Origin of the sequence: Coprococcus sp. AF19-8AC (assembly GCF_003603115.1) — a bacterium.
In the GTDB taxonomy this organism is placed as follows: Bacteria; Bacillota; Clostridia; order Lachnospirales; family Lachnospiraceae; genus Coprococcus; species Coprococcus aceti.
The window spans coordinates 406,674-420,578 of sequence record NZ_QTMI01000002.1 but is presented as its reverse complement, the minus strand read 5'-3'; the positions used below and the strand labels follow the sequence as shown (position 1 = coordinate 420,578).

The window sequence follows — 13,905 nt, the reverse complement described above, 5'->3', positions numbered from 1 at the left end:
ACCTCTTCTTACTCTTCGTTGATTCCCATAGGAAGGATAAGGTAGATATATGTCTCTGCATCATCCTTGATAACACATGGAGATTTTGTATTGTTGAAATAAATAGTTACATTCTCATCGTCTATTACTCTGAGTGCATCTATTATAAGCTTTGGATTAAATCCTATAACAAGGTTGTTACCTTCCTTCTCAATATCTATCTCCTCATTCAGAGAACCGATGAGAGAACTGATCTTGAGACCGAGAGTTCTGTCATCAATGCTGAGTCTGATAGGCTTCTTGTCTGAATCCTTTATAAGAAGAGTTGCTCTGTCCAAACTGTCAAGGAACTCTCTCTTGTTTATCTTCATCTTGATCTGATAATCAACTGAGAGCATGTGGCTTATTCTGAAATACTCGCCCTCTATCAGTCTTGAAACAACCTTTGTATTGTCAAACTCAAATAATATATTGTTGTCAGTGAAATAAATATTTACAGGATCATCTACTCCACCACTCATGATCTTGCTTATATCACTGAGAGATTTTCCAGGAACTACTACCTTAATATCTGAATTATCTCCCTTGAGCTCTATATATCTGATAGATATTCTGTGTCCATCCAGAGAAACCACGCTGAGCTTATTGTTTGATACCTCAAATAACTCACCGGTCATAAGCTTGTTGTTCTCATTGTCTGATATAGAGAATATTGTCTGATTGATAACCTCTCTCAGTGCAAACTGGGATATGGTTATAAACTTATCCTTTGATACAACAGGAAGATTGGAGAAATCCTCTCCTGACTTTCCAGGTATGTTGAACTCAAGTCTCTCACACTTGATAAGTGTCTTGCTGTCCTTATCACTCTCTATAGTTATGTCGCTGTCAGGAAGCTTTCTTATGAAATCTGAGAAAAGCTTTGCCTCGAGTGCAACCTTTCCATCCTCTATAACAGTACCGTCAACATAACTTTCTATTCCTATCTCCATGTCATTAGCTGTGAGCTTGATAACACCGGCTGCAGCTTCAACCAGGATACAAGACAGTATCGGATGGGTCGTCTTGTTGGAGACAGCCTTTGATACGATATTTATACCCTGAAGTAAGTTAGATTTTCTTATGGAAATTTTCATTTTAAGTATGATCTCCTTTCATGTCCAAATTTAATGATCATCAAAATATGATATGTGTGTATAACTTCAAATAACAACAAACAGTGCGAGCGCTTAACTATAAATATATTAAGATAATTAGTAGTATCAGTAGTAGTGCTTTTGATAATGTTGAAAGTGTATCAAGCCCTTACAAATCAAGGCTTTGAGAATTATGTGTCCATGTTACTAATCAATTTTAACCTGTTCATAAACTGACCATTTACCAACATGGAAAAATCCTGTTCATCAGGAGTAAGAACAATTCTCAAACACATAACAACATGTAACAAACATCAAATAACAATATACAATCACGTTATGTTTGTAAGGTTATAAACAAATAAGTGAGTTTATAAGATAAAAATGTGGATAACTTGCTATTTTTGTGGATTAAGCTTCTTGATTATGACGTCAACCATCTCAGCAAATTCCGGATCCTTCTCAATCTTATCTTCAACCTTCTGTATATTGCTGTGCACGGTGGAATGATCCTTTCCTCCAAATGCATCTCCTATACTCTTCAGACCCTTGTCCGTGTACTTTCTGCACAGGTACATGGATATCTGACGGGCAGTGGCTATATCCTGGCTTCTCTTCGTGGATACGATGTCACTGACTGATATATTCGTATGCTCTGAAACCGTGTTGATAATGAGCTCAGGTGTTATGGTCACCTTGGAATCCTTGGATATGAAATCCTTGAGGACGTTCTTGGCAAGTTCCTCAGTGATCTTGATATCTCCGAGCTCTGAATATACGCTGAGTTTGTTGAGCGCACCCTCAAGCTCACGTACGTTGTAGGTTATATTGTTGGCGATATACTCAAATATCTCCTCGCTGATGATATCGGTAAGTCCCTTTATCTCAGCCTTGTTCTTGAGGATAGCCATACGTGTCTCGTAATCAGGAGCGTGGATGTCGATAGGAACACCCCACTCAAATCTTGATCTGAATCTCTCATCCAGAGTCTTGATCTCCTTTGGTGGCTTATCCGACGACAGGATTATCTGCTTACCTTCGTCATGAAGAGCGTTGAAGGTGTCAAAGAATTCCTGCTGCGTACTTGCCTTACCGATCAGGTACTGGATATCATCGATCAGAAGAACATCCACTGTTCTGTATTTGTTCCTGAATTCTTCAGTTTTATTCTTGGAGATTGCTTCTATGATCTCATTTGTGAATTTGTTCGATGGCACATAGAGAACCTTCATATTACTATTGTGCTGGAGTATATAGTGGGCTATGGACTGCATAAGATGAGTCTTGCCCAGTCCTGATCCTCCATACAGGAAAAGTGGATTGAACTTGTCCTGTCCAGGTGAATCGGCAACTGCCAGACATGTTGCGTGAGCGTGCTTGTTACTCTCACCAACAATAAAGTTCTCAAATGTGTAGTCAGGTCTGAGATTGCTCTTGGCAATGGCATCGTTGTAGTCCTCTGAATATGTAGGGGACTTTTCATCCTTTCTCATCTGACTCTCGAGTGTGAATATAACCTGAATTGAATCGTCCTGAAAGAGCTCTCTGAGAACTGTTTCAAGATATATATCAAATAATTTTCTCTTGAGAAATTCTACGCCTCTCTGTCCGTAATCCTCGTCCAGAGTGAAATAGACCTTGTTATCCTCAACTGAATATATCTTGAGAGGTTCGATCCATGTATGGATCATGATATGGGAAATTCCATGTTCATTTTCAAGTATATTCAAAATGTCATTCCACTTGGCTAATATTAAGTCCTTCATCGTAAAAAACCTTCCTCAAAAAAATAATTCTTCCTATTATTAATAACACTATTACATTTTATAATAAATGCACCCCTATTTCAAGCATATTAAGGTTAAAAACAAGATAAATTGCCTTTATTTTGATTTTACATGCTTATACGGTTAGGTACACGTATTTGGGGGTAAAATCAAAATAAACGAGAATAAGGGGCAAAAAAATGAAAAAGTTAATAAAAAATCTTATTTGTGTATAATCCACATGTAATGTTGATAACTTTGTTACATAAGTTTCATAATAATTATTATTTTCAAACTTATGTAAATATAAAAAAATGACTGTTTTATATTTGTGAACATCACAAACAGTGATAAATACTGGGTTTTTTAGAATTAAACCCACAAAAGTAAAAAGTTATCAACAAGTTACCAACAAATTGTGGATAACATTATGTAAAGCGACTGGTAACAAAATTTTAATGCTTACAAAAATGTGATTAATCTATGCAACCACAACATTTTGTGATTAATATTAATGTATCCACCTAATTAATCCAGAACGATTCGTCACCTTTATCAAATAGTGGCTGAAATCCTTATAAAATATAGGAAAAACGGCAAAAAAGGCTTGACTCACATTACCTATTTATTTATAATAGGCAAGTAAATTTGTAAAGAAGGAGGTGTTTTGTAATGAAGATGACATTCCAGCCTAAGAAGAGACAGAGATCTAAGGTTCATGGCTTTAGAAAGAGAATGAGTACTGCTAATGGCAGAAAGGTACTGGCCGCTAGAAGAGCTAAGGGAAGAAAGAAATTATCAGCGTAAGGTCACATGGTTGTGACCTTTTTTTATAGGGTCACAGCAACAGTTTTTCTAATAATCAAAGTTTCGGTGGTTACACAATGAGTAAGATGATTACATTAAAAAACAGCAGAGAGTTTGGCAGTGTGTACAGCACAAAGAATTCGGTAGCCAATAAATATTTAGTTATGTATCTGAGAAGCAACGGCTTGGATTACAACAGACTCGGAATCTCTGTTAGTAAGAAAGTTGGTAACAGTGTGGTAAGACACAGGGTAACCAGATTGATTAGAGAAGCTTACCGATTAAACAGAGCAAATATTGATGTTGGCTATGACATAGTGATAGTAGCCAGACCGTCATCAAAGGACAAGAAATGTCAGGACATTGAGAGTGCTTTGATGCATTTGTGTGGGTTAAAGAAGATAAGCCACATAGGGTAAAGAAATGAAAAAAATATTTATTGGTTTAATCAAATTTTACAGGAAGTACTTGTCACCGCTTAAGGGACATGCTACCTGCAAGTATTTTCCTACTTGTTCGCAGTATGCAATTGAGGCTATCGAAAAGTATGGAGTTTTAAAAGGTGGTCTCCTTGCAGTATGGAGGATACTTAGATGCAATCCTTTTTCTAAAGGAGGATATGATCCAGTTCCATAAAGGAGAAAATTATGTTTCTAACAAGAGAAGATGGTATGATACTCGGACCAGTTTGTTGGCTGCTCGGTAAGATATTCAATTGGATTTACATGTTCGTTGGATTTATTGGAAGCCATATGGGATTCACATACGTCAATCTCAGTGTGTGCGTTATTTTGTTCACATTTGTACTGAGAGGAGCGCTGTTCCCATTATATTTCAAGCAGCAGAGATCAAGTAAGATCATGAGTTTCATCCAGCCTGAGATTGCCAAGGCAACAAAGAAATATAAAGGCAAGACTGATCAGGACTCAATGATGAAGCAGCAGCAGGAAACTCAGAAGATCCAGAAGAAATATGGTGTCAGCATGGCATCAGGATGTCTGACTTCGCTTATACAGCTGCCTATATTCTATGGTCTGTACAGGGTTATCCAGAACATACCTGCGTATGTTCCTTCAATGACTACAAAGTATGAAGAGATAGTTGGAATATTGAAAAATGCTAATAGTGATTATATAAATATGATTACTAATGTAGCTAATGAGTCTAAGGTAAGTACAGTAACAATGGCTGTGAAGCAGTTAGGTGATGAGCCTACAAAGAATCAGATCATTGATGTACTTGATAAACTTTCAACTAGTGATTGGGATAAGTTGATAAGTGCTTTTAACCTTTCAAATGATGCTACTCTCACAAGCTATGTTGATCAGTTCCACAATATGAACCAGTTCCTGTTTGGACTGAATATTGCAGATGCACCGGGATGGAAGCTTTCAATAGCTTTGGTGGTTCCTATCGTTTCTGCTCTCATGCAGTTCTTACAGACAAAGATATCCATGAAGTCATCACAGAATAGCAACATGGATAGCAATCAGCAGACAGCCAACAACATGATGAAGGGTATGATGTACTACATGCCTATCATGTCACTTATATTCTGTATAACTCTTCCTATAGCTATCGGTCTTTACTGGATAGTTGGTTCTGTTATTATGATAATATCTCAGCTTATAGTTGATGCTTATTATAATCATCAGGACAAGGATGAGCTGCTTGCAAAGTGTGCCGAGAAGGCTGCCAAGAAGCAGGCAAAGAAGAAGAACCCTGATAAGAAATCTTTCTATGAGAGAATGATGGATGCTCAGAATGGTAACGTTCCAACAGAGAACAGTCAGTCAGAGAATATAAATAAGATGGCTTCTTCAAGACTTAAGAGTTATGTTAATCCTGCACATTCAGTGAATGTTGACAGTGATGATGTAACCCGCAGAGAAAATGTAAACTATAAACCAGGCAGTATAGGAGCTAAGGCGAATATAATGCTTAAGTACCAGAACAATAGCAACGATAAGGGAGGAAATAAATAATGGAATTCTTAGAATTCAAAGGTAAGACCAAAGATGAAGCCCTTATGCAGGCCAGTGTTGAACTTGGAGTCCCTAGTACAGATCTTGAGTATGAAGTTATCAGCGAAGAGACAAAGGGATTTCTTGGTATAGGTTCAAAGCCTTGTATCATAAAGGCAAGAAAAAAGAAGACATTCCTGGACGATGTTAAGGAGTACCTTGACAGCCTGTTCAAGGCTATGGATATCCAGACAGAGATCCAGATGGATTTTGATGAGGAAGAGAATGTTCTGTCTATCAATCTTGAGGGACCAGAGATGGGAATTTTGATTGGAAAGCGTGGACAGACTCTAGATGCTCTTCAGTATATTATAACACTTGCTATCAATAAGAAGAGCGAGTCACGTATCAGAGTTAAGCTCGATACAGAGAACTACAGAGCAAGAAGAAAAGAGACACTTGAGAATCTTGCCAAGAATATAGCATTCAAGGTTAAGAGATCAAAGAGATCATTTGCTCTTGAGCCAATGAATCCTTATGAGAGAAGAATAATCCATGCTACTCTTCAGAACGACAAGTATGTAGCAACCAGAAGCGAGGGCGAGGAGCCATATCGTAAGGTTATTGTATATCTCAAGAAGAAATAATAGTCACGCTGATGCGTGTAAAGATCATCGCAATATTTTATGGTGACAGGAAAGAGATCATTTGAGAAAATGGTCTCTTTTTTGTTGCAGTTTAGTCTTTTTATATGGAAAATGAATTGGTAATGTTGTACACTACATAGATAGGTTGTTTAATCACGGTGAAAGGAAAAGTGTAAGACAGATATGTTCAAGGAAGATACCATTGCAGCTATAACCACCGGTATGAGTAATGCCGGAGTTGGAATAATAAGGATCAGCGGAGACAGGGCATGTGAGATAACAGACATGTTGTTCCGCGCTGCAAATAAAAACAAAAAAGCGGTAAATATGAAATCTTACACTGCTGCATTTGGTGGTGTGTATGAGGATGACAGAATGATAGATGAGGCTATACTTCTGGTCATGAAGGCTCCCCATACGTACACATGTGAGGATGTGTGTGAACTTCAGTGTCACGGAGGTATAGTAGTTCTCCGAAAGATACTTGATCTGGTAATAAAATGTGGTGCAAGGGCAGCCGAACCTGGAGAATTTACAAAGAGAGCATTCCTCGGTGGAAGGATAGATCTGTCACAGGCAGAATCCGTTATGGATATAATAAATGCAAAGAATGACTTTGCAGCCAGAACGTCTGTGGAGCAGCTTCAGGGAAGACTTAGGGATAAGATCATTGATATGAGAGAACAGATTCTATACAATGTGGCGTTTATTGAATCTGCTTTGGATGATCCTGAACACTACAGTCTGGATGGTTTTCCACAAAAGTTAGAAATAATTGTGGATAACCTTGTAGATAGTGTGGATAACCTTTTGACAACATTTGACAATGGAAAAGTGTTGTCTGAGGGAATAAATACGGTTATTGTTGGTAAACCGAATGCGGGTAAGTCTTCGCTGATGAATATGTTTGTGGGCGAAGAAAGGGCGATTGTAACAGATATGGCCGGCACAACCAGGGATACGCTCAGTGAAGTGATAAATGTAAGAGGTATAACTCTGAACATAGTTGACACTGCGGGAATAAGAGATACAGATGATGTAGTTGAGAAGATAGGTGTGGATAAGGCATTAGAGTCTGTGGATAAAGCTGATCTTGTGCTCTATGTGGTAGACAGTTCAATTGACCTGGATGAGAACGATCACAGGATCATGTCCAGAATACAGGATAAGAATGTTGTTGTGATACTCAACAAATCTGATCTGGAAAAGAAGATAGACGAATCGGATATTAAGAAATATATAGATGCAGATATAATTCAGTTGTCAGCACTGACCGGTGATGGCAGTGAAGAATTGTATGAGCTTCTGAACAGGATGTTTTTTGAGGGTACACTGACATATAATGATCAGCTTTATATCACTAATACCCGACACAAAAATGAACTTGTGTGCACCAAAAATGCACTGTTAAAGGTTAAAGAAAGCATAGATATGGGAATGGAGGAAGACTTTTTCTCCATTGATCTCATGGATGCGTATGAACATCTCGGTTTGATAATAGGTGAAACTGCCAGAGATGATCTGGCTGATAAGATATTTAAGGAATTCTGTATGGGAAAATAGATTGCAGGATATAAGGTACTGGAAGGAGGACATTTGTATGCCTGTTTTGAATGAAGAATATGATGTGGTAGTTGTGGGGGCAGGACATGCAGGATGTGAGGCAGCTCTTGCAAGTGCAAGACTTGGTCTGAATACTATTATTTTTACAGTGAGTATGGACAGTGTGGCCATGATGCCATGTAATCCGAATGTAGGAGGAAGCTCTAAGGGACATCTGGTAAGGGAAATAGATGCACTTGGCGGAGAGATGGGCAAGAATATAGACAAGACGTATATTCAGTCAAAGATGCTCAATGCGTCTAAGGGTCCGGCGGTTCACTCTCTTCGTGCCCAGGCAGACAAGGCAAATTATTCCAGAACCATGAAGCACACCCTTGAGAATACAGATAATCTCACATTGAGACAGGCAGAGGTGTCGGAAATTATCATCGAGGATAATGTGGTTAAGGGTGTAAAGACATATTCGGGAGCAACTTATTTTGCAAAGGCTGTGGTTTTGTGTACAGGAACATACCTCAAGGCTAGATGTATATACGGAGATGTCGTATATCACACCGGACCTAATGGACTTATGGCAGCTAATTATTTGTCAGATTCCATGAAGAATGCAGGGATAGAGATAAGAAGATTCAAGACGGGAACCCCTGCCAGACTGGATAAAAGAACGATAGATTTTTCTCAGATGGAGGAACAGAAGGGCGATGAGAAGATAGTTCCATTCTCATTTACAAATACTGAGGCGGATATAAGACGTGATCAAATATCATGCTGGCTCTGTTACACAAATGAGAAGACACATGAGATAATCAGAGATAATATAGACAGATCACCTCTGTTTTCAGGCGTGATCGAGGGTACAGGACCAAGATACTGCCCTTCCATTGAGGATAAGGTTACGAAATTCCCTGATAAGACCAGACATCAGATATTTATTGAGCCTGAGGGTGAATATACGAATGAGATGTATATGGGTGGAATGAGCAGCTCTCTTCCTGAGGATGTTCAGTATGAGATGATACACAGCATGAAGGGACTGGAGAATGCAAAGATAATAAGGAATGCTTATGCCATCGAGTATGATTGTATAAATGCCATTAACTTAAAACCTTCTCTGGAGTTTAAGAGTGTATCAGGACTTTTTGGTGCCGGCCAGATAAATGGAAGTTCAGGATATGAGGAGGCTGCAGCCCAGGGTATAATGGCAGGAATCAATGCTGCCAGAAAAGTACAGGGCAAGGAAGCGGTGGTTCTTGACAGATCACAGGCATATATAGGAGTTCTTATAGATGATCTTGTCACAAAAGAGACATCGGAGCCATACAGAATGATGACATCCAGAGCTGAGTACAGACTTCTTCTCAGACAGGATAACGCTGATCTGAGACTCACGGAGATCGGACATGAGATCGGTCTTATAGATGACAAGAGATATGCTGCATTTACAAAGAAGAGACAACAGATAATGGATGAGATACAGAGACTTGAGAGCACCATGGTTGGAGCAAATTCAACCATACAGAAGTTCCTTGAGGATCTTGGAAGTACAGGGCTTAAGACTGCTGCATCTCTTGCAGAACTTATAAGAAGACCGGAACTGTCATATGAGGCGATTGAACCAATAGATGAGGGAAGAACCAAACTTCCGGATGATGTTATAGAACAGATAAATATAACCATAAAATATCAGGGATATATAGACAGACAGAATCAGCAGGTAAATCAGTTTAAGAAGCTGGAGAAGAAAAAGCTGCCGGCAGATATTGACTATAATGATATATCAAATCTCAGGATCGAGGCCAGACAGAAGCTGTCTCTCATCAGACCTGAAAATATTGGACAGGCGTCAAGAATATCAGGAGTTTCTCCGGCTGATATATCAGTATTGCTGGTGTATCTCAAGATGAAGGGTAGAGACTAAACTGGTATAGAAGTTATTCAGAATAATTTGTTGAAGGAGAACAATATGGACAGATTAAATTCCATAACAAAACAGTTTGGTCTGGAATTGAGTGATAAGCAGATAGAACAATTTTCAAAATATTATGATATTCTGGTTGAGTGGAATAAGGTAATGAATCTTACAGCCATAACTGAGAAGGAAGATGTAATAATAAAGCATTTTGCTGACAGTCTGCTTCTTTCAAAGTATAAAGATCTTCATGAGAATATTGACGTTATAGATGTTGGTACAGGTGCAGGATTTCCGGGAATTCCTCTGAAGATTGCTTTTCCAGAGCTGAATATAACACTTATGGATTCGTTGAATAAGAGATTAAAATTCCTCGATGAAGTTATAGATGAACTTGGACTGCAGGATATCCACACTGTTCATTCAAGAGCAGAGGATGGAGGCAGGGATGAGATACATAGAGAAAAATATGATCTGGCTGTATCCAGGGCAGTTGCCAATCTTGCAACTCTGTCGGAATGGTGTATTCCATTTGTCAAGCCGGGTGGATATTTTGTATCTTATAAGTCAAATGCTTTGCCGGAAGAGATGCGGGATGGAAAGAAAGCAATCAGGATTCTTGGGGGACAGGTCGAGAACATATTTAATACGAATATACCGGAGACCAATAACCAGAGAAGCTTTGTGTTTGTAAAGAAGATTGCAAATACAGACAACAAATACCCGAGAAAAGCGGGAGCTGCTAAAAAGCCAATAGCATAAAAAAATAAAACAGCCTCAAATGGCTGTTTTATTTTTTAGTTTGAAGATTTCATATGTCTTTTTTCTTTTCTTTTTTCACGAATATCTTCCTGTTTTTGTTTAATTGCCTCTATACCCTGTTTGTCGATAGGTTTTATTGTCTTGTGAACATAATAGTTATTGTTTACAGATTTGAATTTTATCTTGCCACAAAAATAACCATGCATCCAGCATTTTCCAACACACATGTACGATGATGGACTATTTGCAAACCAGTCAATATGTGTCTTGACCTTCTTGCTGCATTTGTAACAACGAATCTGAGTTACTTTTTCATCGTCCAGTGCTGCATGTTTATTTCTGAAACCCCTTGAGATATATTCGTACTGGTTATTATGAGATACTTCAATCTCTTCTTCTTTATTCTTAGGTGTTATATAGAGATCAAAGCTGTAAAGCTGATTTATATTCTTGGCTTTCATCTCTTTCATAACAAGTGCGGTGTATCTTGCATCGTTGAGAGCTGTGTGAAATGGTTCATTTTCTGGAATATTCATCTCACTGACCGCTTTTTCAAGTTTACTCATACTCTGAGGTATTCCTGAGGTATTCGTAACGCTTGCATATATACTTTGGAGATTCAGAAACTTAAGTGGCCTAGGAAGCTTGTCCATATAATAAAAGTCCATATTAGTCTGAAGCTCTGTGAGGTCCATAGGTCCCCATGTGCAGAATATGTAATCTTTTCCACACCAGTCAAGAAATTCTGAACAGACTTCCTTGAATCCTCTTCCGAGACTCAGGTCATCCTCATCATAGTTCAGAATTGTTCTGATCTTTGAATGTAATTTCTTATAAATTTTTGGTTTGATAAGACTTGAGTATTCGTCAATGATGTTGAGATTCTTATCTACCTTAACGGCACCAATCTCTATAATTTCAAAAGGCATACGTGGGTGTTCACCCATATGCCCATTGTAGCTTTGATTCCATTCAAGATCCATAACAATATAATTCATAGTCATGTCCCTTTAGAAAATTTATTAGTGAAAAATAGTGCACCTGACGGGATTCGAACCCACGACCTTCCGCTTAGGAGGCGGACGCTCTATCCTGCTGAGCTACAGATGCACATCAATTATAAGTGTAACATTTATAGAGTTTATAGTCAAGGATTAACTATATGCCCCTGAAGCCACACATCACCCTTGAATCTTCTTCCCGGAGCAGGTTCACCCAGAAGATGGTTTTTGTTGATCGCTACGGTAAATGTCAGATCATTGCTTTCTACATCAATCAGATATATCGATTCATTTGTATAGCTGTTGGTTGTCTCGATATATGATGTGATAGTTCCTATAACTGCGTAGTGATCAGTCTCAATACCGACAGGCATGAAGCTTGATTTCACTATGGACAGAACATCCTCTTTGTGAGTCCTTCTTCCAATGGTGTTATAGGTGTCCATATCTTCAAGAGTAAGACTTTCTATTGCGTCCGGATCACCCTTCTTTGCAGCCTCGATGAGTTTACTTCTCTTTGCATTGCCGTAGGATGTATTTTTATCACTGTGATCATCCACATCAAGAATGATCATACCATTTACTGACAGACCGGAAAAATACGCCTTTGAAAAGTACTTGTTTGATCTGTTCATCCACAATGATTTTTCATAGTCTGCTATGTTGGTTATGAAGAAAATAAGAGTCATTCCAAGACTGAAATCACTGCTAACACCGGCATATGCTCTCTTGTCAGAATATTTCTCAACGTATATATTTTCGTCATCGGTCAAAAGCTTTGATGTGACGTAAGGAAAATAATACTCAATGGATATTGAGCCATCCTTTGACATTTCACCTACAAGCGATATTCCAAATCTCTCCCCAAAGTCTTTGCTGAATTGTACAAGACAGGTGTCAGCACTTATAGTTGATATAAATTTCCTGTCAGGCGATTCAAGGATCTGCCTGTATATAGGTTCAAGCTGCTGTCTGTTTTTTATGTTAGTAAAGCCTATAGATGGAAGAAAACTATGCATTCCGACACCTCCCTTGTTGTATGTTTTTATTTATATTATTACTTTCCTGTCTTCTCAAGATACTCTTTTCCACCCATGTATGGACGAAGCTTCTCTGGAATTCTGACTCTTCCGTCAGCCTGGAGATTGTTCTCAAGGAAAGCGATAAGCATTCTTGGTGGAGCAACAACTGTATTGTTGAGTGTATGAGCGAGATACTTCTTGCCATCCTCGCCCTTTACTCTGATCTGAAGTCTTCTTGCCTGTGCATCGCCAAGGTTTGAACAGCTTCCAACCTCGAAGTATTTCTTCTGACGAGGTGACCATGCCTCAACATCTACAGACTTAACCTTGAGATCTGCAAGATCTCCAGAACAACACTCAAGTGTTCTTACAGGGATATCCATTGATCTGAAGAGATCAACTGTGTTCTGCCACAGCTTGTCAAACCACATCTTGCTGTCCTCAGGCTTACATACAACGATCATTTCCTGCTTCTCAAACTGATGGATTCTGTATACACCTCTCTCCTCAATTCCGTGAGCACCCTTCTCTTTTCTGAAGCAAGGTGAGTAGCTTGTAAGAGTCTTTGGAAGCTCATCCTCAGGAATTATAGTGTCGATGAACTTACCGATCATTGAGTGCTCTGAAGTTCCGATGAGATACAGATCCTCACCCTCAATCTTATACATCATGGCATCCATCTCAGCAAAGCTCATAACACCTGTGACAACGTTGCTTCTGATCATGAAAGGTGGAATACAATATGTGAATCCTCTGTCTATCATGAAATCTCTTGCGTATGAGATAATAGCAGAGTGAAGTCTTGCTATGTCGCCCATGAGATAGTAGAAGCCGTTTCCTGCAACTTTTCTTGCTGAATCGAGGTCAATTCCTCCAAGTGCCTCCATGATATCTGCATGATAAGGAATCTCAAAGTCAGGAACAACAGGCTCTCCATACTTCTGAACCTCTACATTCTCTGAGTCATCCTTTCCTATAGGAACTGATGGATCAATGATGTTAGGAATTATCATCATGATCTTCTTAACTTTCTCCTTGAGCTCAGGCTCTAAAGCTTCAAGCTCCTTGAGTCTTGCTGATGTCTCAGCAACCTGCTTCTTAACTTCCTCAGCCTCTTCCTTCTTTCCCTGAGCCATAAGAGCACCGATCTGCTTTGCTATTGCATTCTTGTTTGCTCTGAGTGTATCAGCTTCCTGCTGAGCAGCACGAGCCTGTTTGTCAAGCTCTATTACTTCATCGACAAGTGGAAGTTTGTCATTCTGGAATTTATTCTTTATATTCTGTTTTACTACGTCTGGGTTTTCTCTTAAGAATTTAATATCAATCATGATATCCTCCTATTAAATATA

13 protein-coding genes and 1 tRNA gene are annotated in these 13,905 nt (G+C 38.8%); 8 read left to right on the top strand and 6 right to left on the bottom strand.

Features of this window, described 5'->3' with window-relative positions:
- Nucleotides 1-8: 8 nt before the first annotated feature.
- Together dnaN and dnaA are read right to left on the bottom strand one after the other, a co-directional pair.
- Nucleotides 9-1,115 carry a DNA polymerase III subunit beta gene (gene dnaN / locus DWX57_RS06675; protein WP_120123282.1) on the bottom strand — a complete coding sequence of 369 codons (1,107 nt, stop codon included), beginning with the start codon at nt 1,113-1,115 and terminating at the stop codon, nt 9-11.
- 398 nt (nt 1,116-1,513) lie between these two features.
- A complete protein-coding gene (gene dnaA / locus DWX57_RS06670) occupies nt 1,514-2,881 on the bottom strand; it encodes a chromosomal replication initiator protein DnaA (protein WP_022217383.1) in 1,368 nt (455 codons plus the stop codon).
- Nucleotides 2,882-3,553: 672 nt separating this feature from the next.
- On the opposite strand from dnaA, the gene rpmH reads away from it, so the two are divergent.
- The 8 genes from rpmH to rsmG all read left to right on the top strand — a co-directional run bounded on the left by rpmH (nt 3,554) and on the right by rsmG (nt 10,533).
- Nucleotides 3,554-3,688, top strand: coding sequence for a 50S ribosomal protein L34 (rpmH, locus tag DWX57_RS06665; protein ID WP_004852723.1), 135 nt, complete (start codon nt 3,554-3,556; stop codon nt 3,686-3,688).
- 77 nt (nt 3,689-3,765) lie between these two features.
- Nucleotides 3,766-4,107: a ribonuclease P protein component gene (gene rnpA / locus DWX57_RS06660; RefSeq protein ID WP_022217384.1), complete on the top strand. Its 342-nt coding sequence runs from the start codon at nt 3,766-3,768 to the stop codon at nt 4,105-4,107.
- A 4-nt stretch (nt 4,108-4,111) separates the two neighbouring features.
- Nucleotides 4,112-4,324, top strand: a complete 213-nt coding sequence (yidD, locus tag DWX57_RS06655; protein WP_022217385.1) for a membrane protein insertion efficiency factor YidD — start codon at nt 4,112-4,114, stop codon at nt 4,322-4,324.
- 11 nt (nt 4,325-4,335) lie between these two features.
- The gene (locus tag DWX57_RS06650; RefSeq protein ID WP_120123280.1) at nt 4,336-5,673 is read left to right on the top strand and encodes a YidC/Oxa1 family membrane protein insertase; all 1,338 of its coding nucleotides are present in this window, start codon (nt 4,336-4,338) and stop codon (nt 5,671-5,673) included.
- Nucleotides 5,673-6,299, top strand: a complete 627-nt coding sequence (jag, locus tag DWX57_RS06645) for an RNA-binding cell elongation regulator Jag/EloR (RefSeq protein WP_022217387.1) — start codon at nt 5,673-5,675, stop codon at nt 6,297-6,299. The genes DWX57_RS06650 and jag overlap by 1 nt, the downstream gene beginning before the upstream one ends.
- A 183-nt stretch (nt 6,300-6,482) precedes the next feature.
- Nucleotides 6,483-7,862, top strand: coding sequence for a tRNA uridine-5-carboxymethylaminomethyl(34) synthesis GTPase MnmE (gene mnmE / locus DWX57_RS06640; RefSeq protein WP_117549928.1), 1,380 nt, complete (start codon nt 6,483-6,485; stop codon nt 7,860-7,862).
- A 37-nt stretch (nt 7,863-7,899) separates the two neighbouring features.
- Nucleotides 7,900-9,780 (top strand): tRNA uridine-5-carboxymethylaminomethyl(34) synthesis enzyme MnmG, encoded by a 1,881-nt coding sequence (mnmG, locus tag DWX57_RS06635; protein ID WP_117549926.1) that lies wholly within the window; start codon nt 7,900-7,902, stop codon nt 9,778-9,780.
- A 45-nt stretch (nt 9,781-9,825) separates the two neighbouring features.
- The gene (gene rsmG, locus DWX57_RS06630) at nt 9,826-10,533 is read left to right on the top strand and encodes a 16S rRNA (guanine(527)-N(7))-methyltransferase RsmG (protein ID WP_117549924.1); all 708 of its coding nucleotides are present in this window, start codon (nt 9,826-9,828) and stop codon (nt 10,531-10,533) included.
- Between the two features lie 35 nt (nt 10,534-10,568).
- On the opposite strand, the gene DWX57_RS06625 is transcribed toward rsmG, so the two are convergent.
- From DWX57_RS06625 to serS, 4 genes are all read right to left on the bottom strand, one after another.
- Nucleotides 10,569-11,531: a 3'-5' exonuclease gene (locus tag DWX57_RS06625; protein ID WP_022217390.1), complete on the bottom strand. Its 963-nt coding sequence runs from the start codon at nt 11,529-11,531 to the stop codon at nt 10,569-10,571.
- Between the two features lie 38 nt (nt 11,532-11,569).
- Nucleotides 11,570-11,643: transfer RNA gene (locus DWX57_RS06620), tRNA-Arg, on the bottom strand.
- A gap of 37 nt (nt 11,644-11,680) precedes the next feature.
- Entirely contained in the window at nt 11,681-12,553 is an 873-nt protein-coding gene (locus DWX57_RS06615) for a DUF3881 family protein (RefSeq protein ID WP_015534425.1), read from the bottom strand.
- A 38-nt stretch (nt 12,554-12,591) separates the two neighbouring features.
- Complete coding sequence (gene serS, locus DWX57_RS06610; protein WP_055145972.1) at nt 12,592-13,884, bottom strand: serine--tRNA ligase; 1,293 nt, start codon at nt 13,882-13,884, stop codon at nt 12,592-12,594.
- Nucleotides 13,885-13,905 lie beyond the last annotated feature (21 nt).